The sequence below is a fragment of the Paenibacillus sp. LX16 genome, assembly GCF_036252815.1.
Classification (GTDB): domain Bacteria; phylum Bacillota; class Bacilli; order Paenibacillales; family Paenibacillaceae; genus Paenibacillus; species Paenibacillus polymyxa_B.
In genome coordinates this window covers 1,626,564-1,651,517 of sequence record NZ_CP141152.1, presented here as the reverse complement: position 1 = coordinate 1,651,517, position 24,954 = coordinate 1,626,564, and the positions used below count along the sequence as shown (strand labels likewise).

Sequence of the window (24,954 nt, the reverse complement as noted above, 5' to 3'; positions counted from 1 at the left end):
TGCCAACTCTGTTTTACACATAAGAAAGCTCTTCATGCCACACACTAACCTTTGTCTAACCCTGTAAATTCAAAAAACAAAGGAGGTTATTCCGTGAGCATTCTCGGGCACATTGTACGTTTCATCGTTGCTGCTCTGGTGCTGATGGTCGTAAGCTGGATCGTTCCCGGATTTAGTGTAGGCGGCTTTTGGAGCGCACTGATTCTTGCCATTGTCATTGCCTTGGTTGGTTACATCATCGAGGCAGTGTTCGGCCGACGCGTTTCTCCATTTGGACGCGGTATCGTAGGTTTTCTTGTGAGCGCTCTGGTGATCTGGATCGCTCAATATGTCGTCGCTCATGTCAGTGTTTCCGTTCTGGGCGCATTGCTCGCTGCATTGGTTATTGGGATTATCGACCTGTTCATTCCGGTATCGACACCGTTTGAAGCCGGTCGCAAAAACGGGAATTAATTTCAGTAATCGCTTCTGGCAAAGCTGTCCCGAAGCAGAATTCATCTGCCAAAGGACAGCTTTTTGTCATTTACACCTCTGAGTAGATACAATAAACAAACAATCCCCGGCGATGAGCAGCCGGGGATTGCCTTACAATTATAATCCGTATCTACTGATCCTGTTCGATAAGTTCAATCCATTCATTATACTCTGTTTGAAGCTTGGTGTATTCTTCCTGTAATTGACGTAATTCCGTAGAAATCTTCTCCGTATTTTCCCGATCTACGTTCTGTTGTACTTGCAACAGACGAAGCTGATGCGCCGCCATTTCATATTTTTGACCCACTTCGTCCAATTCAGACTGCAAGGCCATTCGTTCCTGCTCTATGGACTGCTGTTCAGCTTTCGCCGTTTTGGCAGCTTCAACCGCCAAACGAGTCTCCTCCTGAAGCTGTTCCTTTTGTTCAACGGTTGCCGCTATTTCCCGTTCCCAAGATGCAAATTCTTCTTTACGGGCAGCATCTTCAGCTTCCAGACGTTCCGCTTCTGCCTTCAACTGATCGTATTTAAGTTGCCACTCTAGAGATTCTTCCTCAGCACGTTCCAGTTTACTCCGTCGTTCGTGATCTTCCTGTTGAAGCTGCTTGATATTTTGCTCCAGCTGTCCAGCTCGGCTCTTCATGCTTCCATATTGCTCCTGAAGCGATTGATACGCCTTAGCTCCCTCTTGCTCACGGACTTTGGCTTTCTCAAGCTCATCCTGAACGCGAATCAGCTCAGGTGAAAGCTCCTTGATTCTCGCTTCGAGTTGAACTAGCCGTTGCTGTTGTGAAGCAAATTTATCATTAATAGCTTCGAGCTCAGCCGCTGCGTGCTGTAATTGCTCCTGTATCGCTTCCTTCTGTTCACGTGCTTCCAGCAGGGAGAGCTCTAGCTCATCAACTGCCAACTGGCGTTTTTCTGCAAGTTTCTTCCATGACTTCTCGCTTTCAGCTAGCGCAGCCAGCTCACTTTGTAGCTTGCGAGAAGATACGTGAGCTTGCTCCAGCAGCTTCTGCATCCGCCGCTGTTCTTCCTCCAGCTTAGCCGTCTGCTGCTGTGTAGCCTTGGCTTCAGCTTCTAATTGATCATATCGGCTTTGCAGTTTTTCACGCGCAAGCGTATCTGCCTGCTCTCGCTCTATCCCAGCCTGTCGCTGTGTTTCCAGCACAGACTCCAGCTCGGACTGTTGTTGCTTCAGTACTCTTGCTTGTTCTTGAGCCTCTCCCAGACGAGAAGCAAGCTCTGTACTGCCTGCCTGTACTTGTTCTAATTGTTCCTGAAGCTCCTCAACCCGAATCTCCTGCTCCAGTGCAGCTTCATCAGCTCGTTTCTGCGCTTCCTGATGCTGGAGCTTTTCTTCATTTAACGCTAATTCAGCCTGTTTACGTTCCTGCTCCAGCTGCTCATTCAGCCCTGAGCACTTGGTCTGCCATTCGCTTACCTTCTTACTATGCTCTTGCTGCAAAGCAGATCGCAGCTTGTCCAGTTCTGTACGCTTTTGCTCCTGATGAGTCTTCTCTGCAGCTGACAGCTTGGCTTCAGCCTGTTTAGCCGCTTCAGCTACTTCCTTCTTCATCTGCTCTTCTATCTGCCGGATACGGGCATTAGCCGCCTCCTGCTGCTCTTTCAGCTTGCGAGAAGCTTCTTGGCGAGACTCCTCCAATTCACGTTTAGCTTGTTTTTGTCCATTTTCAAGTTCAGCCGCTTTTTTCTCCTGCTGTTCCAGCTTTGCCTTCAATTGGGCAATCTCCTTGGCTGATACAGATTCGGTTTCCATCAGCTTCTTCTGCGTTGCTTCCTTTTCTTCCTTTAGTTGAATAAGAGATTGATGCATATCTGTATTTTTTTGCTGCTGTTCCCCCAGAGCCGTCTGGAGTTGCGCCAGATCTCCCCGGAGCTCTGCTCGTTCCGCTGCTAAGCGGTTCATATGACTCTGAATTTCCTGGATTTGTACAGCTTCTTCTGCCATATGAACCGCAGCCAGCACGGCAATTCGGGGCATATCCAGACGCGAATGAGCTTGAGAAATGCTGTGCATACGTTCATCCACGTAATTGGCAACCTGCTTCATATAATCGGTATTGCTGCCGACGAGTTTATAAGAAGTACCGTAGATCTCTACAGTGACGCGAGTACGATCTGGTGTAGTCACAATTATGCCCTCCTTCAATACTACTGTATGTTGATTCTAAGGTGTGTCCGGTACTATGGTAACCCGCCTTCCGTGAAGCGTTCAACCTTATTAGTCCGGCTTCCCCGCAGCGGGTAAATATCAGAGTAAGAGAGCTTCTATGATGATAGGCCAAAAAGCCGTATCGAACCTCTGTCACTAAGATTCGATACGGCTTCCCGCATTTCCTGCTACTTTCTCAATTCCGCTCCAAAAGTTTGTTCCAGAGACGTAACGACAGGAGTATGCGCCGCATTGATCTCTTCATCCGTCAACGTATGTTCCCAATGACGATAGGTCAGAGAGATAGCTACGCTCTTCTTATCTTCACCAAGCTTACTGCCTGTAAATACATCAAACACTCGTGCATCCTGCAACAGCTCTCCGCCTGCAGCGTGAATAACACGAAGCAGTTCACCTGCCTCAACGTCTTTATTCACCACGAGGGCAATGTCACGTTCCACGGATGGGAAGCGAGCCAGCTCTCTGAACTGAATATGAGAGTTTGCGTGTTCAACGACCTGTTGTAACGCAATTTCCGCTACATACGTATCGTTCAACCCATAAGATTGTTGCAGCTCTGGATGTATCTGCCCAATGGTACCGATCCGTTGAGAGTTTCCATTCACATCCAGCCATATTGAAGCGGAACGGCCCGGGTGGTAGCTTTGCGGTTGGTCAGCCACATAACGAATGCTGGCACTCAATCCGAAATAGTCAAACACCGTTTCAAGCGCGCCTTTAATATCAAAGAAATCAACCTTTTCAGCACCAATATTCCATTGTTTTTCACGGCGTACCCCAGTCAGTAGTAGACTAAGCACTTGAATTTCCTGCGGCTGACGGGTTAATGTTTGTTCCTCTGTATAAAATACCGTTCCCATCTCAAAAATCGCCAGATTGTCTTGCTTGCGATTCATGTTGTACACCGCTGTATCCAGCATCTGTGGAATGATACTCGTACGCAAAACACTACGGTCTTCGCTCATAGGCATAGCCAAACGTACCGGATGGCTACCTTCTGTCAGGGCATTAAATAACCCCGTACTTTGCGGATGTACAAAAGAGTAGCTGATCGTCTCCTGCCAACCACCATGAGCCAGCAATCTGCGCAGGGAGCGGCGCAATGATTGCGATGCTGTCAAAGCTCCCGGAGTTGTAGGACCTTCAATCGGCGTGGTCGGGATATTGTCGTAACCATACAGACGAGCTACCTCTTCGATTAAGTCCACGTCAATGGTAATATCTCCACGGCGTGTAGGAACTTGAACTTCCAGTACCCCTTGCTCTGCGTCGCCACATCCAAAATGAAGTCTACCGAAAATCGTTTTCACCTCAAGCAGCGACAGTTCGGTTCCCAAATATCGGTTTATTTTATCTAGCGACAGCTTGATAATGCGGTTTTCAGCTTTTGCAGACGCTGATTCTACGATGCCCTGATGTACAGTGCCTCCCGCATAACGCTGAATCAGCGCAGCTGCACGATTCACAGCAGGCACAACAGCGCCTGGATCAACCTCTTTTTCAAAACGCAGACTTGCTTCTGAACGCAGTCCAAGTTGACGGGATGTTTTGCGAACTGTACCGCCGTCAAACTTCGCAGATTCCAGCGCAATGCTGACCGTCGCATCCGTAACCTCGGAGTTGGCTCCACCCATCACGCCTGCTAATGCAATGGGTTTCACACCGTCTGTAATCAGCAGCATATGCGGCTCCAATTTACGCTCCTGATCGTCAAGTGTAATCAATGTTTCGCCTGCACGAGCGAGTCGAACTTCAATATTTCCATTTTCCAGCTTATCCGCATCAAAAGCATGCAACGGCTGACCGTATTCCAGCATAACGTAGTTCGTAATATCTACGATGTTGTTGATCGGACGAACACCTGCCGCCATCAGACGGTTTTGAATCCATAACGGGGAAGCCCCCACTTTTACACCTGTGATATAACGGGCCGCATAGTGCGTGCACAGTTCAGGAGTATCTACCTTCACAGACAGATGATCTGCCGCTGCATCGCTAATTTCCACCAGATCCTTAGCCGGGTCAGCCAGCGAAATGTCACGTCCCAGAATCGCACTCACTTCATATGCTGCTCCATGCATGCTCAGGCAATCCGAACGGTTGGGTGTGAGATCAAAATCCAGCACCTGATCATCCAGCGCCAGCAGCTTCGTAATTGACATACCAATTTCAGCATCCTCAGGCAGCACCAAAATACCTTCTTGCAATTCCTTTGGAAGCAGCTTATCATTCATGCCCAGTTCTTTGGCCGAGCAGATCATGCCCATGGATACAACACCACGTAGCTTGGCCTTTTTAATGTGGAAATCTCCCGGCAACTTGGCACCTACAACTGCAACAGGAACCTTTTGACCTGCATCCACGTTTTTGGCACCACACACGATTTGCAGATCTTCCTCTTGACCTGCATCGACAATACATACATTCAGCTTATCAGCATCTGGATGCTTTTCCTTGCTTTTAACATAGCCGACAACGACGCCAGTAATCCCTTGATTGCGCTGCTCGACCTCATCAATTTCTATGCCCGAACGGGTGATTTTCTCTGCTAGATCCTCCGCGCTTACCTGATCCAGCGATACATACTCGGACAGCCACTCGAATGATACTTTCATATGGGTTCACTTCCCTTGATATAGTTGTTTATTGACGCGCAAACTGTTTCAGGAACGACAGGTCACTGTTATAAAAATGACGAATATCGTCGATACCGTATTTCAATATAGCAATCCGCTCTACACCCATACCGAATGCAAAGCCGCTGTACACCTCGGGATCAAAACCGCCCATCTCCAGCACTTTCGGATGGACCATGCCACAGCCTAAAATTTCAATCCATACGCGTTCGCCATTTTTCTTCACAAAAGTCACGTCTACTTCAGCACTCGGCTCTGTGAACGGAAAGAAGCTTGGGCGCAAACGGATTTCGGTTGATTCTCCGAACATTTCGCGTGCAAATTGAAGTAAGGTTCCTTTCAAATCACTCATACGAATGTCTTTTCCAATGACAAGCCCTTCAATTTGGTGGAATTGAAAAGAATGCGTTGCATCGTCATCATCACGTCGGAAAACCGTACCCGGACAGATAACCTTAATAGGCGTTTCGCCCTTCATCGCTTCCATCGCACGAATCTGAACTGGTGACGTATGGGTACGCATCAACAGATCCTCGGTCAGGTAAAATGAATCCTGCATATCCCGTGCGGGGTGATTTTTAGGCAGATTCAATGCTTCGAAGTTATAATAATCCGTCTCTGCCTGTGGGCCCTCAGCCACTCGATAGCCCATACCTGTAAAAATATCCTCGATTTGCTCAATCACTTTGTTGAGCGGGTGCAGTCCACCTTGCGGCAACGCGCGTCCAGGCAGTGTAACGTCGATCTTTTCCGCTTGCAAACGCTCATTCGTTTCTGCTTTCGTGAACTCGTCCTGCTTACGGTTAACGACTTCTTCAATCGCCTCGCGCACCTCATTGGCGACCTGTCCAACAACCGGACGCTCTTCCGCGCTCAGCTTGCCCATACCGCGCAAAATTTCAGTCAATGCGCCCTTTTTCCCCGAGTATTTGACCCGTAGATCAGCCAGCTCCTTGGGTGTTGCCACCTTCTCCAATACTTCCAGTGCTTCTTCCTTCAAGGCCAGCAAATGTTCCTTCATTTGGATGGTTTCGCTCATCGCCTGTTCAGTCCCCTTTCTTCATATCCAGCTTTTCAGACAACAAAAAAAGGTCTTTTCTCCCGGTAAGGGACGAAAAGACCGTGGTACCACCCTCGTTAGACAATAAGCTCAGCTCACCTGGCGTTCTGCCTTACGGCACTAGTTACAGGTGATTGTTCATGCTGTGCATCATCGTCTCGCTCTGCACGTTGTAACGGTCGTGAACCGGTATCCCCTACTTGCACATTCGCCATTCACATGGCGCCTGAGGTTCAAGGAACTGCTCCGGAGCGAACTTCAACAGCCCAGTATTTGCAGAAACGCTCTCAATCCTACGGCGCTTCCTCCCTGTTCAATCGGACACTGTCTACTCTTCTCCATCAAGACATTTTCAAAAATTCGAACTATTGTTCATTATTATATGCAAACTACCGCGCTTTGGCAAGCAGGGCATACGTTTCATTCCTTTAGATATCGAGATCATCCAACCGCTCCAGATTTGCACGAATGCACCTGATTTCGTTCAACAACTTCTCATTTTCGTCATTCGTGCCCGTCACTCCCATCAACTCTGTAAGACGCAATTGTAATCGAAGCCGTTCCTCACGCAGCTCCTGATCTTCTGGCTCCCGTTGGCGGCTCTGCTCATCTTCCTGCTTTTCGTCGGCTGTCCCCTCATAAATTTCATATCCGCCTCCCGGCTTCATATCTAGTAACCGGGTTGCCGTGCACCTCACCAGCTCCCGATCATGTGAGACGAGCACCAGTGCTCCATCATAGTTGCGTAAAGAATCCTCTACAATTTCACGGGTTTCAATGTCAAAATAATTCGTGGGTTCATCCAGCACCAGCAGGTTGGCTCCACTAAAGTACAGACGCAGAAAAGCTACCCTGCATTTTTCTCCCATACTGAGTGTCCCGATCCTTTTAAACACGTCCTCTTTCGCAAAAAGAAAGCAGCCCAACACCGTTCTCGCTTCTGTTTGAGTCATCGTCGGGAGTGCAAGCAGACTGTCCAGCAACGTTTGATCCTCCGGAAGCTGCTCCAGCTCCTGTGAAAAATATCCGATGTTTAACTGTGGGTTGGCTGTGATCTTTCCTGTCTGCGGTTCCAGTTGACCCGTTAATAACCGAAGCAGCGTTGTCTTGCCAATTCCATTCGGTCCTCGAACAGCGAGGCGGTCTCCACGTACAATGTTCAAATTGAGACCCTCTACAATGACTCGGTCGTCGTAATTAAAACCAACCTGCTCAGCACGCAGCAAATATTTTGCCTGAAACCCGCTGTCACTTAATTTCATGTGCAAAGACGCAGCCTCACGCGGTTGCTCTACTCTGTTGGCCTCCAGTCGCTCCAGTTCCTTCTCCTTCGCATGGTAACGGGAAATATTTTTTTTAGCCTTGGCCTTATAAAAGCTCTGCGTAACGGCCATCTCAACCTTGGATGCGCCACGATGCGCCTGATGAAACCATTCCCTGTAATTTCGAATCGTTTCCTCCAGCGCCTGTTTCGCCAGCTCTTGCTTGCGATAGCTGGCTTCCTGCTCCCGCAGTTCCCGCTCCTTTTGTGCTTTATATTCCTTATAACCGCCTTTATAGCGCCCAATACCCGTCGATGTGAGCTCAACTATACTTGTAGCCACCCGATCCAAAAAGGCTCTGTCATGCGACACAAACAGCAACGTTCCTGGATACGTGGACAGCCACTGCTCCAGCCAAAGCAAGCTTTCGGCATCCAAATGGTTGGTCGGCTCATCCAGCACCAGCAGCTTCGGCTGCCTGACCATCAGTCCGGCTAACCGCACTCTCGTCTTCTGTCCGCCACTCAGGTCACCATAAGCAATGGACCACGTCTGGGCAGGCATTCCCATTCGAGTGAGCGCCTTTTCCACCTCAGACTCCCAGGCAAAGCCTTGCAGGCGTTCGTATTCATCCATCAGCTCGCCGTAACGCTCCAAATGATGCTCCATATCCTTCCCAGCATCGGCTAGGTCAGCTTCCAGCTGTCCCAACGCTTGCTTGAGGAGCCAATGCCGAGGGCTGGCCTGCTGTGCGGCCTCCAGTGCGGTTCGAGACCAATCCACCGTATCCTGCTGCTTCAGCCAGCCCCGCTCTTCCAGTGGCAAATCATGCTCTACTTGACCAGAGGTTGGCGCTTCATCTCCCAGCAATATTCGCAATAGCGTCGTTTTACCTGCTCCATTTCTTCCAAACAGTGCGAGCCGTTCTCCTTCCATCACATCCAACGACACATTCTCAAATAAAGATGTCCCGTTCCAATCCTTTACTACATTGCGAATACGCAAAATCGTTCTCATACCGATCATCCTTTCCCAGTCCGGTTTTTTGATCCCGGAAGCAATAAAAAAAGCCGCAGAAGGCTGCGGCTTGCATACAAGGAATATAGAATGACTGTTATGAATCGTTTCAGAACATACGCTTATGAAAAATAACACCGTAAACGAATAAGCCAAATCCCGTTCCGGAATAAACGCATACGTCCCTACATTCATTTTCAGACACACTTCTCCCGTTGCAGCTTACAGCCGCCTGCCAGTAACTGTGCAGTTAAGTGGGAAAATCAGTGTGCTTACTTCATCGGACGTATGGTTACCTTCCTTTTCATGGGATACTTACTTGCAGTCAGTATAGCAGATCACAACATTTTTGCAAATAACCCGCGTTATTTTCCAAATACCAAAGTCGTATTGGACGAACCTGCATATTTCGTTACAAACTCTTTAGTATATTCAGGAGTCTGAACCTGATAGCTATAGTTTTTGCTTGGATTCCAGCTGGTTACACGCGATTTTTGGTTGTTGATGGCGGGAAAACTCCCCACATCTTTAAACTCGCCATTGGCTTTATCATCAAGAATACCGCCCTTTTCACTACCTTTTCCAAAGTAGTTGTACTCAGAATAGATTCTTGCATTCGTAGCAATGGTGTAAGCAAGCTGGAAATTATTAATATAATTATTTTTAACATGAAAATATCCATATCTCATGAGTCCTGGGCCACGTACAAGTAGGTTTTCAAAATAATTATTGGCGATCGTGATATGAGGCATGCCATCATAATTTTTATTGCCATCATCAGGGTACCCCAAAATGAGACCATATTTATGATTAGCAAATTTAGAGTTACTAATGGTTACATAATCAGCTGATTGACCTATGTACAAAAGTTTGTCCAGATCCGAGCCATTCGCATTATAAGTGTGACCTGCAAACGTAACATGATCAATCCAATAATTTGTGCCCGCAGTAAGATAAAGTTGGATGTCATCGTTACCGTTAATGTTGGCACTGTGCTCAAAAGTTAAATTTTGAAAGATCACATTTCCTGAATTATTCGTTGTTTTCAAATGAATGTTCACCAGCTTGTTTTGCGCGTAAGAACCAATGAGTGATTTGTTGGAACCAATGTTAACCACGGTTTTAGAGGAGGCAGAAATATTTTTTTCGATTACCAGAATTTTAGGAGTTGAATCCCCTAATTGGTTTTTCAAATCATTTAGATTATTGATATAGATAACCTGACCGTTTTTCCCCCCGGTTGTGGCAGGTTTGGAAGCTCCGTTTTCGCTTTTAGCCTTTCCGGCAAAACCAATCATTCCATTCGTCGACGTATTTGGAAAATCAGCAGCGGCGGACGTAGAACTTGCTGGAAAAGTAAACAGCATAAAAGTTAATGCTAAAAAAAGAAAAGAAATTTTCATCATTGCAGCTACACCATCCTTTTTTATGTTAAATCCCAATAAGGAGACTATACTTATTTTTTATCTAAATGGTAAATAGTTCTTTTTATCTGTTTATTTATAGCATCTAAGCTAAATATTTTACATTTTATTTTGTGCATCAATGTAAAAATGGTTCGTAAGAACGCAAAAAGCCGTGATACCCCATTGGCACCCCGGCTAAAATGTAATTTTCTAGTTCCACACAAAACAAAAACCCTTGCGTACAAGGGTTTCGAACTTCTTAAAACAGTAAGCGGGTGATGGGAATCGAACCCACGCTATCAGCTTGGAAGGCTGAAGTTCTACCATTGAACTACACCCGCATTTTATAACATCTCGATTCTTATGTATGACACGCTTAACATATCGTCAACCAGCTGAATCAGGATGTTATTTAGTATAACTTACCTTTCAGCAAAATGCAAGCATACTACATACTATCCTGAGCCAGCCAATTCATAGGTTTACGTAAAAACAATTTTTCAAAGACTTCTGCAGGAATAGGGCGACTAAAGTAATATCCCTGACCCTCATGACAATCCTGTGCCTGCAAAAAATGAAGCTGCTCCTCATTTTCCACCCCTTCAGCCGTAACCTTCAGCTTCAAATGGTGAGCCATGGAGGCAATAGTAGATACAATTGCCGCATTTTTGCTGTCAACCAGTACCTCATTTACAAAGGAACGGTCAATTTTTAGACGATCAATCGGGAGATTCTTCAAATAATGCAATGAGCTATAGCCAGTTCCAAAATCATCAATACTGATTGCAACACCAATAGCCTTTATTTTTTTCAACTGTTCAAAAGCCCGATCCTTATCAAAAGTCATACTCTCGGTAATTTCCAGCTCTAGATAGCGGGCTTCAAGTTCCGTATAGGTCAAAATGCCCCGAATGACATCCACCAGCTTTTTTTGCTGAAATTGGCGCATGGATAAATTGACCGAAATCGGGATTGGTGGGTACCCGAGCTCCTGCCACTGCTTATTTTGCAGACAGGCCTCCCTTAACACCCATTCCCCCAAGGGCACAATTAAACCACTTTCTTCAGCCACCGGAATAAAATCGCCCGGCATCACCATCCCACGATGAGGATGATTCCATCGCACCAGCGCCTCCAAACTCGTTAGCTCGCCACTTTGCAGGTGGACACGTGGTTGATATACCAATGAAAATTCCTCATTTTCAAGTGCTCGCCGCAGATCGTTTTCCAGCTGGAGTCTTTCATGCGCTCGCATCTGCATCGCACTAGCATACCGCTGAAAATTCACTCCCTGCTCTTTGGCACTATGGACAGCCGTATCCGCCTGCTGAATAAGCTGTTCACTCTGATTCGCATCCAACGGGTACAAAGCTATACCAACGCTCACCGTCACATGATAAGACTCACCATTAATATCGAAAGGCTGATCGAACAGCTTCACCATATCATCAATACGATTTCTCATAGCATCTGTATCTTCGTATCCCGTTAGAAGAAAGGCAAATTCATCTCCGCCCATGCTAAAGACAGCTTCCCCTTCATGGCTAAAATGCCCTAAGCGTTCACCTACTGCATACAGCAAATAATTCCCTGCCGTATGTCCAAGCGAATCATTAATCGCCTTGAAACGATCAATATTTAGTACTAAAAGTGCTACTGTCTCATCCGATTTCAATGATTTGCGCAATATTTTATCTAAGCGTTGGGAAAGGCGGCGACGATTGGGGAGTCCTGTTATATCATCATTATAAGCAATGTGATTAAACTCAGATTCTGCTGCCTGCTTTTCGCGATAAGGAACCAGTACCATCAGCCGGACCAGACCGCTCAACATGTTATAAAATGCTACCGCGTTGGTCAAAAGTCCCAAAAGGTGATTAATATCGCTCATTTGCTCAGAAAATAAATAGAACAACTGACTCACAACACATAGCCCAATCCCATGAACAATAAGTAACATGCCCAACTCCGCCGGGAGGGCTTTCCGATATTTTCGCACCCCGAAAATAAAAGTGAACACAAGTAGTAACATGACAGCCAAATTTAACGTCCAGCCCAGGTTGCCTATTTCGTATCGTATACGTAGATCAGGTAAACCTGCACCAAATGTCTTAATAACTCCTAGAATCAGCAAAGTGCAGCCTATCCCTGCCCACAAAGCCACTGTCTTGTATTCAGACTTCGTCTTTCTAAACGGAAGGAAACAAACACATAAGAGCAAGACAGAAGTAAAGGCACGATTTATAAATAGCAGCCATAACGAAATGCCCGGAGACAAAGCAAAGTCCGTCAGGCTTACGAAACTAAACGAAACAATATGAACAAGGTAAAGCAGACCAGCCACCAAAAACGTAGGGGCAATAAGAAGTCTCTGCAAGGATAACTGTTCCAGCAAAACGGACCAGGATTGATAAAAAATAGAAAAACAAATCGCTGCACAGGAAAACCCTATAATCGGATATAACAAGAAAAAAACATTATGGGAGTATATCTTATTCAAAGTTACGTGAAATAACTGAACCAAGACAAACAAAACTATCGAAGCAATGCCGATACCTATCGTTTTTTTTACTTCCAGCCGTATACTCATTCAGCCTCTTCAGCCCCCTGCATATCGGAGATTCCGATTATCTAAGACGTTTGACAGCTTTGGAAGCCGTTGTTTAAGTCTATAGTATCAAAAATAATGTTGTATTCTGGTATATAATAGCATTTAATCTGTGAAAGGTGAATCATTTTTTTGTCTTAAATTCATGAATTCATTTTCGCATTTACGCAAATAACCGAGCTTACAGCACCAAAAAAGCGCATCATCTTGTCAGATTATGCGCTTCAGATAACCTTTTCCAAAAAGGTGATACCTATACCCCAACGCTGCACAACATAAAAGAAATAAGTATGTACAGGACCCCTCTGCGAAAAACTCCCATATTAAACTACAGGAAGTGTGATTTTGAATTGTGTGCCACTTCCATGTTTACTGTCTACATGTATGAAGCCTCCGTGATTTTTGATAATTCGATAGCTCACAGCCAATCCCAATCCGGTTCCACTTTCTTTTGTTGTAAAAAAAGGATCAAATAAACGCGCCAATGTATTGTGATCCATACCTAATCCGTTATCTTCAATGCAAATGTGGACATAATTACCCTCAAGCACTGTATGGATATCGATGCAGCCCTCTCGTTCCCCACCGATGCTTTCAATGGCATCCATCGCATTTTTAATCATATTGAGGATAACCTGCTTAATCTGCTTCACATCAATGGAAACCTTCATGAGCTCATCATTTTCGTCCAATGCAATCTGGCAACCCTTCATTAATGCTTCGCTTTCTGTCAGCATCACTACCTCTTTCAGCAGCCCCATCACAGATACAGCCGTTTTTTGCGGAGCCGAAGGCTTGGACGAATTTAAGAACTCATAAATAATGTCGTTCGCACGATCAATTTCTGTTAATATAATGCGGGCATACTCATCCCTGCCCAACTCCACCAAATGTGGCCGAAGCAATTGAATAAAGCCCCGAATTGCGGTAAGCGGGTTACGGATTTCATGGGCGATAGAAGCCGAGATGCGTCCCAGCATCGCCAGCTTATCATTTTGATACGCCGTCTGCTCAATCTGCTTATAATCCGACACATCCTTGACGCTAAACAAAAAATCCCCATCCATCTGATCACCATAGGTCACTGTTATCAACCAATGCCGACCATACTCATCAATCAACTCATGATAGCGCTTTCTATGAAAGATAGTTTCTTTATAAATCCGCATGATTTTCTTCTTCTTAAACCGACTTAACTCAGGATGATGCAAAATTTGCATCAAATTGCGACCTGCTAGCGAACTCCGTGGTAGCTCCAGCAATTTCGCCATTTGCACGTTAATAAAGGTCAGTACCCCGTCACTGTCAAACAGCATGATACCACTATCCAGGTTCTCCAGCACATTTTCATACTTGTTATTGGCGATCTGTGTGGAAGGACAAGCTCCCACGGTATCAAGCAAGGCTTCTTGGAATTCACTGATCATGCCAGGCTTCCCCCTTGTTTCGGAATGACAAACTGGCCGTTTCGGACGCGTAATAATCTTGAAGAAGAGAAAGGCATCTATCGACTACCTTTCAATGGTGTAGAAAACAGTTTCACAGAAATCCGACCATCTCTTTCCAATTCGAGTCTTATTTTATGATAGACAAGATTAAGGATCGCAGTCAATCGGAAAAAGTGTCGAATCCAAATTTTTATCCTGTTTTCTTTCGTCATAATATCTGCGCAACATTACCAAAATGAAGGATTACGTTAGGGACAAGCGCCCTACACACCAAAGAAGCTCTCCAGAATTGAGAGCTTCTTTGGTGTGTAGGATGTCAACTGCCGCTCTTATTATGTTGAAGCCGGGATCGTCTTTGGCTCATAACGGCCAGTCTTCTCTTAAGCTCTCCCTGCCATTTTTCATCATTCATCTGTTTGGCTACCATCAATAAATCCAGGGATATATCAATTTGACGCTTCACAATTTCAAAGGCATCTTCACTTTCACGATTCACACAATTTTCAAATATCGTATCATCGTCTTCCATGACATAATCCTGAAAATCAATCTCGGTTGCCCCATCTCCATGTGCATATTCAGCCAGAATTTCATACTCATTTTCGACTTTATAATGAACTTCAATGCGACGACATACCGGGCAAAACAGCAAAGGAACATTATGAACTTGGGTGCGGTAATGCTTCAGCGTTCCCTTGGTTCCTACCATGCTTGCTCCACAGCAATAACTCATCCGGGCTCAGCCTCCTCTGAACAAAACCTGTTCTGCCTTGTTTATCTTCTACAATACCTTATTCGCTTTCATCAGGCAAAATTCCTCCAGAACACAACAACATTTCCATAATTATTTGTTACTTCACTCTATATTGCCTCATTTAAACAGGATATCCTCACATCTTGCGCTGCACAGAGCAGGCAAGCAAGCCCCCAATAACGGTAGAGTAACCGCTAGTTGGGGGCTTGCTTGATTAATTTCAACTTGTGAAGCTTATATTACAGATTTTGATCGCCTGGTTTCCAGTTCATTGGGCACAAGCCACCGGATTGCAAAGCTTGCAGTACACGCAAAGTTTCTTCCACACTGCGGCCTACGTCGTTGTGGTTAACCACTTGATATTTCAATTCGCCTTCTGGATCAATGATGAACAAGCCGCGCAATGCAACGCCTTCTTCTTCGATCAGAACGCCATAATCGCTTGCTGTTTTTTTCGTGATGTCAGAAGCCAATGGGAAGTTCAGTTTGCCCAGACCGTTGTTTTCTTTAGCTGTGTTAATCCATGCTTTGTGGCTGTGCACGGAGTCTACACTGATACCCAGAATTTCAGTATCCAGCTCTTTGAATTGGTCAGCAGCATCGCTCAACGCTGTAATTTCCGTAGGGCACACAAAAGTGAAATCCAGTGGATAGAAGAAAAATACGAGCCACTTGCCACGGTAATCGGAAAGCTTCACCGAACCGAATTCTTGACCATCTCCAGTCACTGTTTCCAATGCAAAATCAGGGGCGGGTCTTCCTACCAATCTTTCTGCCATAATAATGAAATCCTCCTTTAAAATATGTAAGAAAAACACCGAATGTGCTTTCCTCAATCATCTGTATTGTAATGAACAACTTACTTGATAAATGTTATCATTCGCTGAAATCAAAGTCAATATTGTAACCATTACTTTTTTATAATTATTTTAAACTAGCTTAAAAATTCACAGTTTATTCACATTTTGAACTTTCGAATATACAAGTAGCTCCTGATTGCTCAGGAGCTACTGTGCTAAACATTTGTCGAAAAGGCTGTACTGTATAACCTTACTATATAATAGGAAGCTTTTTTTTAGAACAGGTGATTTACGGAGCTTTTAACGAATAGCTGCTGCGATCAGATCGCCCATTTGAGTTGTCGAGATCGCTTGAGATTTATCCACCGCAATATCCGCCGTACGGTGCCCTGCATCCAATACCTCAGCTACCGCTTTCTCAATGGCATCAGCTGCCTTCTCGTATCCAAAGGTGAGACGGAACATCAAAGCAACGGACAAAATCGTTGCAATGGGATTCGCCAGCCCTTGACCTGCAATGTCAGGCGCCGAGCCATGTACCGGCTCGTATAGGCCGAAGCTGCCTTCTCCAAGTGATGCGGAGGAGAGCATGCCGATGGATCCGGTCAGCATAGCCGCTTCATCACTGAGAATGTCACCAAACATATTTTCCGTCACGATGACGTCAAAGCTAGATGGACGACGCAGCAATTGCATGGCGCAGTTATCAACCAATACATGCTCCAGCTCGACATCTGGGTAGTCTACAGCAACCCGGTTCACTACTTCACGCCATAAACGAGAGGTTTCCAGTACATTAGCCTTATCCACCGATGCAAGTTTCTTGCGACGTTTTTGTGCAATTTCGAAAGATTGGCGCACTATACGCTCTACTTCTGTTACATTATATGCACAAGTATCGACTGCTTCCTCACCCTGAGGACTTTCTCGTCTGAACTTCTCGCCGAAATAAATGCCGCCCGTCAGTTCGCGCACCACGATCAGGTCCGTTCCTTCCAAAACTTCCGGTTTCAATGTAGACGCGTCCTTGAGACAGTCAAAGACGACAGCAGGACGAAGATTCGAAAACAGACCGAGCTCTTTACGAATGCCCAGCAGTCCGGTTTCAGGACGAAGTTCCTTTGGATTGTTGTCCCATTGTGGTCCTCCTACCGCTCCCAGCAGAACGGCATCTGCAGATTGACATACTGCCAGTGTTTCTTCCGGCAATGGTGTGCCTTTCTTATCAATGGCAATCCCGCCGAACAGCGCATGCTCCGTTTCAAATGAAAGGCCGAACACTTCTTCCGTACGTTTCAAAATTTTCTCTGCCTCTGCGACCACTTCAGGTCCAATTCCATCTCCCGCTATTACCGCAATCTTTTTAACGTCTGCCATCACGTACACTCCTCTTGTTATACAGCTATACAACCGTATTTTTCATACCTTCTTTGTAACATACATGGCAGGGCTTTGACCAAGATATAGAATCTATCAATTCAATAGGCACAGCCTATAAGCTGATTTTTTCATCAGAGAAAAAGAAAACAGGACCGGAAACATCCGATCCTGTATATATCCAACTCTTAAGTCCGCATAAAATTAAGATTTATAATCTACGCGGTTACTGTAATTTTTACGCTTGTCGATCAAACCATTTAGCGCATCTACGTAAGCCCGAGCACTTGCTTCCAGAATATCGGTACTTACCCCGCGCCCCTGCACAGACAGTCCGTTTTGCGTCAGCACTACATGGACTTCACCCAGAGCGTCCTTGCCATGGGTAACAGACTTGATGGAGTAATCTGAAAGTACAACGCTCTCGCCGCTGGCTTGGTCAATCGAATTATAGATCGCATCGACTGAACCATTTCCTTCAGCTTCTGTCTCGATAACCTGACCTTCATCGTTAACCAGACGTACTTGTGCGGAAGGCGTAGCCTTGTTCCCGTAGGTAACAAAAATGGTTTCCAGCTTGAAGACTTCAGGTGCATCGGCCAATTTTTCTTCCAGCAATGCCAAAATATCATCGTCCGAAACTTCCTTCTTCTTATCAGCCAAATCCTTGAACTGCCCAAAAGCGCGATTCAGATCTTCTTCGTTCAATTCGTAGCCCAACTCGATCAAACGCTCACGGAAAGCATGACGACCTGAGTGCTTACCGAGTACCAGCTTGCTTTCTTTCAGACCGATACTTTCTGGTGTCATGATTTCATAGGTCGTTTTCTCTTTCAGCATACCGTCTTGATGAATACCTGATTCGTGCGCAAAAGCATTGGCCCCAACAATCGCCTTGTTGCCCGGCACTACCATCCCCGTCAAACGGCTAACCAAACGGCTCGTGCGCGCAATTTCAGACAATTGCAGAGACGTTTTGGCCTGAAAAAATTCCTGTCTCGTCTCCAGTGCCATGGCGATTTCCTCAATGGCCGTGTTTCCAGCGCGTTCACCAATACCGTTAATGGTTCCCTCGATCTGATCCGCCCCGTTCAGGATGGCAGCAAGTGTATTGGCCGTAGCCATTCCCAGATCATTGTGGCAATGTGCACTCAATTGAATCTTCTCCACATCGACCACATTTTCCTTAACGTGTTTGAATATATTTCCATACTCGTATGGTGTCAAGTAACCTACCGTATCTGGAATGTTGACGACAGAAGCCCCTTCTTGTACAGCCATGGTGACCATTTCAACCACAAAATCAAGCTCTGTACGACCTGCATCCTCCAAAGAAAACTCCACTTTAGGCAAATATTTCAACCCATAGCGTATGGCAGCACGAGCAGTTTCCAATACCTGTGCCTTCTCCATCCGCAGCTTATGCTGCCGGTGAATAGGAGAAGTTGCCAAGAAGATATGGATACACGGGTCCTGAGCTCCCTTGAGTGCCTCGCGGACCGCATCAATATCCTGTTCCCTTGCACGCGAAAGACCAATAACCGTCGAATTTTTCACAGCTTTTGCTACTGCATTAACAGCAGCCAGATCACCCGGAGAAGCAGCCGGGAACCCAGCCTCCATACGATCGATGCCCAGCTTCTCCAACTGATGAGCGATCTCCACTTTCTCACGAGTGTTCAAGTTCACGCCAGGTGACTGTTCTCCGTCTCTCAACGTTGTGTCAAATATATATATTTTGCGCAACCTAACGCACCTCCTCAGGATTAGGACCCTTAAATTACAATGCGGCTCACGCAATAAGCAGGGCCGCATTGTAATTAATATTTATAAATAATTCATGTTGTCGAGTTCATAGTACAAAAAATTATTACTTTTTGATCCAATGCATCATTTCACGCAATTGTCCGCCCACCACTTCAATCGGATGGTTAGCTTCATTACGACGAGTAGCCGTCAGGAATGCACGTCCAGATTGATTTTCAAGGATGAAGTCACGAGCAAATTTACCTTGTTGAATGTCAGTCAATACATCCTTCATGGCTTTCTTCGTATCTTCCGTTACCACGCGTGGTCCAGTTACATAATCGCCATATTCCGCTGTATTACTGATGGAATCACGCATCGTTGCCAATCCACCTTCATACATCAGGTCAACGATCAGCTTAAGCTCATGCAAGCATTCAAAGTATGCCATCTCAGGAGCATAACCTGCTTCAGTCAATGTTTCAAAGCCCGCTTTTACAAGTGCGCTCACGCCGCCACACAATACCGCCTGCTCACCGAACAGATCCGTCTCCGTTTCTTCACGGAAGGAGGTTTCAATTACGCCCGCACGTGTACAGCCAATGCCTTTTGCGTAAGCAAGACCGATTTCTTTGGCTTGACCCGTTGCGTCCTGCTCAATTGCGATCAACCCCGGTACCCCAAACCCTTCTACATAGGTACGACGTACCATATGTCCTGGGGATTTTGGAGCAACCAGCAATACATCGCTATCTTTAGGAGCTACGATTTGTCCAAAATGAACGTTGAAACCATGGGAGAACAAAAGAGCTGCGCCTTTTTTCAGGTTAGGTTCAATTTCATTTTTGTACACAGAAGCTTGAGTTTCATCAGGTAACAAAATTTGAACCACGTCTGCACGGCTTGTTGCATCAGCTACGTTCAGAACTTCAAAACCGTCGTTTCTTGCGACATCAGCTGATTTGCCTTCACGCAAACCAATAACAACATTCACACCACTGTCACGCAAGTTTTGTGCTTGAGCATGTCCTTGGCTACCGTAACCAATAACGGCCACTGTCTTTCCTTTCAATACGCTGAGTTCTGCATCTTTTTCGTAGTACGTTGTAACTGCCATGGTTAATTTCCTCCTTTTAATTGGACCCTTCATAATGAGCGGGTACTCCAAGAGACTTTCCCTCGTGATTAGTATCTAAAATCTCTTCGAGCCCCCGCTCTTATGCGGGCGGTTCTTTATTGATGTAATGCGCTATAAGCGGTAATTCGTTAAAGCTCCATATTAAGCATTGCCACGTATCATAGCTGTAACCCCGGTTCGAGTCAACTCCCGAATACCGTAAGGCTTCAACAACTCGATCATGGCATCAATTTTTTCTGTATCGCCAATGACCTGTACGATCAAGCTCGTCGTTCCAACATCAATTACAGCTGCTCTGAATGTTTCTACCACGCCCATGATCTCTGGCCGTTGAGGCGGTTCTGCCTTTACCTTTATCATCGCCAATTCCCGAGCTACCATCGGCTTGGAACTGAGATCAATGACCTTGATCACATCAACCAGCTTGTAAAGCTGCTTTTCAATTTGCTCCAGGTTGTTCTCATCCCCTACAGTCACAATGACCATACGGGATAATCCAGCTTCTTCCGATTGTCCCACAGTTATGCTCTCAATGTTAAAGCCTCGGCGACCGAACAGGCCGGACACACGTTGCAAAACGCCGGGTTGATCATTTACCAGTACAGCAATGGTATTTTTTGTTGTCATTTTACTCGTCCCCCATCAGCATTTGATCAATTGTCGAACCTTGCGTCACCATCGGATATACATTCTCTTCCTTGCTGACTACAAACTCGACAACGACCGGTCCGGGTGTATCAAGCGCCTCCTGCCAAGCCCGACGTGCCTCTTCCTTATTCGTAGCACGCAGTCCTTTGACTCCGTATGCTTCGGCAAGTTTCACAAAATCCGGACTTCCAGCCAGGTCAATGTGACTATACCGATTGTCATAGATCAATTCCTGCCATTGGCGAACCATTCCAAGCACCTGGTTGTTGATAATAACGATTTTAACCGGAATGTTATTGATTGCACAGATGGCTAATTCCTGCGAACACATCTGCATACCGCCGTCCCCGTTAATCGATATTACCAATCTGTCAGGATTGGCCATCTGAGCACCGATTGCAGAAGGGAAACCAAATCCCATCGTACCGAGTCCACCAGAGGTGACCCAGGAGCGTGGCTGATTGAATTTGTAATACTGCGCTGCCCACATTTGATGCTGTCCCACATCCGTCGTTACGATTGCGCCGCCCTTGGTCGTTTCATCCAACAACTCAACAACCCATTGTGGTTTAAGCACCGTTTCAGAATCCTTATAAGAATAAGGTTTCTCATTCTTCCAATGCTGAATTTGTGCTCTCCATGCATCAGCTCGATCCGCGCGTTTCACATCCTGATTCAGCAATTCCAGCACTGCCTTCACGTCACCCACGATAGGAATATCTGCTGCAACATTTTTTCCAATCTCAGCAGGGTCGATATCAATGTGGACGATTTTAGCTTGAGGAGCAAACCCATCCAACTTGCCTGTTACCCGATCATCGAAGCGGGCTCCGATACAGATCAACAGATCTGACTGTTGAATCGCCTGATTGGAGGTGTATGTTCCATGCATCCCCGGCATCCCCGTCCACAGCTCATGTCCACTTGGGAAACCACCCAATCCGAGCAATGTTGTCGTAATAGGAATTTCCGTTTTACGAACAAACTCGTAAAGTGCTTCATGTCCACCGGAGTATACAACTCCTCCACCTGCCAGAATGAATGGACGTTCTGCTTCGGAAATAGCTTGAGTTAGCTTGTCTAGTTGAATTTTGTTGGGCAGCACTTTCGGGTTATAACCCCGCATGGTCACTGGTCCCGTTTGTGGAACGAACAACGTCTGGGCTGCGGAAATATCCTTCGGAATATCAATCAGCACCGGTCCCTTCCGCCCTGTGTTGGCAATATGAAATGCTTCATGGATGATTCGCGGCAGATCCTCTACATCTCTTACCAGATAGCTGTGCTTCGTAATCGGCATTGTAATTCCCGTGATATCGGCTTCTTGGAAAGCATCCGTACCGATCAGGGAAGATATAACGTTACCCGTGATGACCACCAACGGCACCGAATCCATAAAAGCCGTCGCAATACCAGTTACCAGGTTTGTCGCTCCAGGTCCGGAAGTCGCGATACATACGCCCACTTTACCGCTCGCCCGTGCATAACCATCTGCCGCATGAATAGCTCCCTGCTCGTGACGAGTGAGGACATGCTTGAAATCCTTAAAGCCATACATGGCATCATAGATATAAAGCACTGCACCACCAGGATATCCGAAGACACAATCTACTCCCTCCAGCAACAGGCTACGGAGTAAAATTTCCGAACCTGTAATCACTTCAGGCTTCATCCACTTTTCACGTAATTCATTGGTTGACCTAACTTCAGGAATTTGTGCACTCATTGGTCATCCTCCTTTACAAAATTTACATACATCTGACATTTGTAAAAACAAAAAAACCTTTCATCCCTAGAACAGACTTGCTGTTACTGAGGGACGAAAGGCTGTAGCTTCCGTGGTACCACCCGTGTTTGCCCGATATTTCGCAATATCGAACCTTGGCAGGTACAGAAATCACAAAGGATCTCCATATCTGGCGTCTGTAACGTAGACCGTACGATTTTCCCTAATAGGTGATTCAGCGCACCGTGTTAATATCATCGGGCCCAAATACTTTTCAGGAAAACAGCTCCAAGGTGAGCTCGTTAAAAAGGGATTTTGGTGAAGCTTGCAGCTAATGCCTCACTCTCTGAACAAAAGAGCCCTAATCACTTCGTCCTCTTCATTGCCGTTGAGTTCATGTCATTCTTTCAAATGTTTAGACACATTATATGTCTCCCATCTGGGATAGTCAATACCCATATTTCATAAAAATTTATGTTTCTTTTCTGAAGCACCTCAGAGTCGCACGCTTGTAAGAGGTACCCGCATATTATAAAAAAGACCACACGGTGAGACAGTGCACTCCTCCAAAGCCACGTCTTATCTTGTTAAAAGGGTAAAAAAGGAGGCCCGTTTATGATTCGAAAACGCAGCTCTCAAGATGACACCATCATCTTTCGTCTCATCGAGCAAGAGCTTGTCCCCCTATCGCATTTAAGTGCCCAAGAAATGGAGCAAATACGCAAAGAATTACCCCGGCGCTTAAACCGGGGCATCACTTTTGTAGCTTGCAGACCGGATAATGCACAGGTTGTTGGCTTCATTCATGTTATGCTGCATGGCGAACTATTATACATTGATTTGATCGCAATCTCTTCGGCTCATCAAGGTATGCGATACGGAAAAAAACTGCTGGAGCATGCCGAACACTACGGACGACTGCGTCGCTGCAAGCGGGCTAAAGTTATGGTGGACGAAGACAATATCAGGGGGATCCATTTTTATCTGCGTCATCAATATCAAATGCTGCGATACGTAGCTCTGAGCCGATGCCACGAACTCGAAAAGTCACTGTAATAAGTATCTTTTTCGAGCTCAAGATTTTGTATGACTAAAATAAATTAGGGTAATACGGATATCCTACTCCGGGGTACCCCCCGTCTGTATACGGGCCTGGCTGCGGACCATATCCTGGTCCTCCATAACCCGGACCGTAGCCCCCATATCCCCCACCATAGGCACCAATGTATGGAGCTGTGCCGATGGCAAGCAAGTCAAACAGCACCAGAGGAATAATCGCCTTCGTGTTTACTTTTTTCTTGCGGTTTGGTTGAAGAACCAGTCGGTTACCCGAAATGCGAATCAGCTTGCCGCTGACCTGGGAACCATCCTTGCGAGTAGCAAAGATGACTTTGCCGACAAGCTTCTCCACCTGCTTTCTGGTTACTGCCTGTTTCATCGTATTTCCTCCTTCTTTCTCAACGGATGGACAGATTGAACGGCTCCTTGATAGCTCATCACCACCACAAAATAGACCGGAGCTGACAGGGGCCGAGCGTCCCGTCCAATCTGCATAGCACAGTCTATTCCATTCATGCCAGTGGCGTATGTTTAAATGCCTGCACAATATAAAAAAATCTGGTACCTGCACATGCAGATACCAGATTTTATACACCAATGTACATTTTCAAAACATACACATCAGCTGTTTATAAATTTTAACGCTTGCTTGGATCATAAAGTTGACCCAAAGCGGCTGGAGCACGTGAACGTCCGACAGCCGCTACCAGTACAATAATCGTCAGGAGATACGGCAACATAAAAATAATTTCCTGGGGAATACTTTGCGACCATGCGAACAGCTGCACATAGTTGCGAATCGCTTGTGAAAAACCAAAAAACACTGCTGCGCCAAAAGCGCCGAGCGGATTCCATTTACCGAAAATCATAGCGGCAATAGCAATATACCCCTGCCCCGAAACTGTATTGTGCGAGAACATGTTGGTTGTAGTCAGAGTGATTGTAGCTCCACCAATACCAGCCAACGCCCCACTGATCATAACACCAATATAACGAAGGCGATTTACTTTAATACCCACTGTATCGGCCGCTCCTGGATGCTCCCCAACGGAACGCAAACGCAAGCCAAACGGTGTTTTATACAAAGTAAAATAGCCAATAATAACTAATAGAATGGCTAAGTATGTCGTTGGGTAGGCTTGGAAAAAGGCTTTTCCTGCAATCGGGATATCCACAAGGTAAGGGATGGATATTTCGTTGAAACCCTGAATCCGACCCGTGTCACCATCACCCTCAAATAAAAGCTTGACCATGTACAGTGTACTACCTGCTGCCAGAAAGTTAATAACTATACCGCTTATTACCTGATCGGCTTTAAATGTAATAGAGGCTACAGCATGAATTAGCGAAACCAAAATACCGAACACTGCAGCTGAAAGCACACCTACCCAAGCCGCAGAGGTGCCTCCTAGTCCAGCTTGCTCGGCATAAAATCCGCCAACACCCGCTGCAAACGCTCCAAATACCATAAGCCCTTCCAACCCGAGGTTCGTTACACCGGATTTTTCCGAAAAAACTCCGCCGAGAGACGCAAAAATAATCGCCGTCGCAAAAACGAGCGTTGTATGGATTAATTCACCAAGTGTTAACCAACTCAT

General features: G+C 45.9%; 18 protein-coding genes and 1 tRNA gene. 2 read left to right on the top strand and 17 right to left on the bottom strand.

The window, feature by feature from the left end; translation table 11 throughout:
- The first annotated feature begins 93 nt into the window (after positions 1–93).
- Entirely contained in the window at positions 94–453 is a 360-nt protein-coding gene (locus tag T3H97_RS07555; RefSeq protein WP_104495093.1) for a phage holin family protein, read from the top strand.
- Between the two features lie 151 nt (positions 454–604).
- Here T3H97_RS07555 and zapA read toward each other — a convergent pair whose 3' ends face one another.
- From zapA to ilvB, 15 genes are all read right to left on the bottom strand, one after another.
- Positions 605–2,629, bottom strand: a complete 2,025-nt coding sequence (gene zapA, locus T3H97_RS07550; protein ID WP_328802160.1) for a cell division protein ZapA — start codon at positions 2,627–2,629, stop codon at positions 605–607.
- 209 nt (positions 2,630–2,838) lie between these two features.
- The gene (gene pheT, locus T3H97_RS07545; protein WP_328802159.1) at positions 2,839–5,286 is read right to left on the bottom strand and encodes a phenylalanine--tRNA ligase subunit beta; all 2,448 of its coding nucleotides are present in this window, start codon (positions 5,284–5,286) and stop codon (positions 2,839–2,841) included.
- Between the two features lie 28 nt (positions 5,287–5,314).
- On the bottom strand, positions 5,315–6,346 hold the full coding sequence (gene pheS / locus T3H97_RS07540) for a phenylalanine--tRNA ligase subunit alpha (protein ID WP_269321413.1): 1,032 nt from the start codon (positions 6,344–6,346) through the stop codon (positions 5,315–5,317).
- Positions 6,347–6,795: 449 nt separating this feature from the next.
- Positions 6,796–8,646 (bottom strand): ribosomal protection-like ABC-F family protein, encoded by a 1,851-nt coding sequence (gene abc-f, locus T3H97_RS07535; protein ID WP_328802799.1) that lies wholly within the window; start codon positions 8,644–8,646, stop codon positions 6,796–6,798.
- Between the two features lie 365 nt (positions 8,647–9,011).
- Positions 9,012–10,013, bottom strand: a complete 1,002-nt coding sequence (locus T3H97_RS07530) for a polysaccharide lyase family 1 protein (RefSeq protein WP_328802798.1) — start codon at positions 10,011–10,013, stop codon at positions 9,012–9,014.
- Between the two features lie 309 nt (positions 10,014–10,322).
- A tRNA-Gly gene (locus tag T3H97_RS07525) sits at positions 10,323–10,393 on the bottom strand.
- A gap of 107 nt (positions 10,394–10,500) precedes the next feature.
- A complete protein-coding gene (locus tag T3H97_RS07520) occupies positions 10,501–12,642 on the bottom strand; it encodes a bifunctional diguanylate cyclase/phosphodiesterase (protein ID WP_328802158.1) in 2,142 nt (713 codons plus the stop codon).
- Positions 12,643–12,983: 341 nt separating this feature from the next.
- A complete protein-coding gene (locus T3H97_RS07515; protein WP_023987764.1) occupies positions 12,984–14,087 on the bottom strand; it encodes an ATP-binding protein in 1,104 nt (367 codons plus the stop codon).
- Positions 14,088–14,424: 337 nt separating this feature from the next.
- Positions 14,425–14,841, bottom strand: a complete 417-nt coding sequence (locus T3H97_RS07510; RefSeq protein ID WP_013309391.1) for a hypothetical protein — start codon at positions 14,839–14,841, stop codon at positions 14,425–14,427.
- 260 nt (positions 14,842–15,101) lie between these two features.
- A complete protein-coding gene (locus T3H97_RS07505) occupies positions 15,102–15,641 on the bottom strand; it encodes a peroxiredoxin (RefSeq protein WP_023987763.1) in 540 nt (179 codons plus the stop codon).
- 321 nt (positions 15,642–15,962) lie between these two features.
- Positions 15,963–17,039 (bottom strand): 3-isopropylmalate dehydrogenase, encoded by a 1,077-nt coding sequence (gene leuB / locus T3H97_RS07500; protein ID WP_076158045.1) that lies wholly within the window; start codon positions 17,037–17,039, stop codon positions 15,963–15,965.
- Positions 17,040–17,243: 204 nt separating this feature from the next.
- Positions 17,244–18,785, bottom strand: a complete 1,542-nt coding sequence (locus T3H97_RS07495) for a 2-isopropylmalate synthase (RefSeq protein WP_328802157.1) — start codon at positions 18,783–18,785, stop codon at positions 17,244–17,246.
- A gap of 124 nt (positions 18,786–18,909) precedes the next feature.
- Positions 18,910–19,902 (bottom strand): ketol-acid reductoisomerase, encoded by a 993-nt coding sequence (gene ilvC / locus T3H97_RS07490; RefSeq protein ID WP_013309387.1) that lies wholly within the window; start codon positions 19,900–19,902, stop codon positions 18,910–18,912.
- 162 nt (positions 19,903–20,064) lie between these two features.
- On the bottom strand, positions 20,065–20,550 hold the full coding sequence (gene ilvN, locus T3H97_RS07485; protein WP_328802156.1) for an acetolactate synthase small subunit: 486 nt from the start codon (positions 20,548–20,550) through the stop codon (positions 20,065–20,067).
- Between the two features lies 1 nt (position 20,551).
- A complete protein-coding gene (ilvB, locus tag T3H97_RS07480) occupies positions 20,552–22,297 on the bottom strand; it encodes a biosynthetic-type acetolactate synthase large subunit (RefSeq protein ID WP_023987759.1) in 1,746 nt (581 codons plus the stop codon).
- 615 nt (positions 22,298–22,912) lie between these two features.
- Between ilvB and T3H97_RS07475 the strand changes: the two genes are divergently transcribed.
- Complete coding sequence (locus tag T3H97_RS07475; protein WP_025724102.1) at positions 22,913–23,353, top strand: GNAT family N-acetyltransferase; 441 nt, start codon at positions 22,913–22,915, stop codon at positions 23,351–23,353.
- A 34-nt stretch (positions 23,354–23,387) separates the two neighbouring features.
- Here the strand turns inward: T3H97_RS07475 and T3H97_RS07470 are convergent, their stop codons facing one another.
- Entirely contained in the window at positions 23,388–23,735 is a 348-nt protein-coding gene (locus T3H97_RS07470; RefSeq protein ID WP_023987757.1) for a hypothetical protein, read from the bottom strand.
- 259 nt (positions 23,736–23,994) lie between these two features.
- A complete protein-coding gene (locus T3H97_RS07465) occupies positions 23,995–24,954 on the bottom strand; it encodes an ABC transporter permease (RefSeq protein WP_010349245.1) in 960 nt (319 codons plus the stop codon).

Coding starts and splice junctions, on each gene's coding strand:
- pheT (WP_328802159.1), bottom strand. CDS start 5,286: ATGAAAGTATCATTCGAGTGGCTGTCCGAGTATGTATCGCTGGATCAG.
- pheS (WP_269321413.1), bottom strand. CDS start 6,346: ATGAGCGAAACCATCCAAATGAAGGAACATTTGCTGGCCTTGAAGGAA.
- abc-f (WP_328802799.1), bottom strand. CDS start 8,646: ATGAGAACGATTTTGCGTATTCGCAATGTAGTAAAGGATTGGAACGGG.
- T3H97_RS07530 (WP_328802798.1), bottom strand. CDS start 10,013: ATGCTGTTTACTTTTCCAGCAAGTTCTACGTCCGCCGCTGCTGATTTT.
- T3H97_RS07520 (WP_328802158.1), bottom strand. CDS start 12,642: ATGAGTATACGGCTGGAAGTAAAAAAAACGATAGGTATCGGCATTGCT.
- T3H97_RS07515 (WP_023987764.1), bottom strand. CDS start 14,087: ATGATCAGTGAATTCCAAGAAGCCTTGCTTGATACCGTGGGAGCTTGT.
- T3H97_RS07510 (WP_013309391.1), bottom strand. CDS start 14,841: ATGAGTTATTGCTGTGGAGCAAGCATGGTAGGAACCAAGGGAACGCTG.
- T3H97_RS07505 (WP_023987763.1), bottom strand. CDS start 15,641: ATGGCAGAAAGATTGGTAGGAAGACCCGCCCCTGATTTTGCATTGGAA.
- leuB (WP_076158045.1), bottom strand. CDS start 17,039: ATGGCAGACGTTAAAAAGATTGCGGTAATAGCGGGAGATGGAATTGGA.
- ilvC (WP_013309387.1), bottom strand. CDS start 19,902: ATGGCAGTTACAACGTACTACGAAAAAGATGCAGAACTCAGCGTATTG.
- ilvN (WP_328802156.1), bottom strand. CDS start 20,550: ATGACAACAAAAAATACCATTGCTGTACTGGTAAATGATCAACCCGGC.
- ilvB (WP_023987759.1), bottom strand. CDS start 22,297: ATGAGTGCACAAATTCCTGAAGTTAGGTCAACCAATGAATTACGTGAA.
- T3H97_RS07475 (WP_025724102.1), top strand. CDS start 22,913: ATGATTCGAAAACGCAGCTCTCAAGATGACACCATCATCTTTCGTCTC.
- T3H97_RS07470 (WP_023987757.1), bottom strand. CDS start 23,735: ATGAAACAGGCAGTAACCAGAAAGCAGGTGGAGAAGCTTGTCGGCAAA.
- T3H97_RS07465 (WP_010349245.1), bottom strand. CDS start 24,954: ATGAGTTGGTTAACACTTGGTGAATTAATCCATACAACGCTCGTTTTT.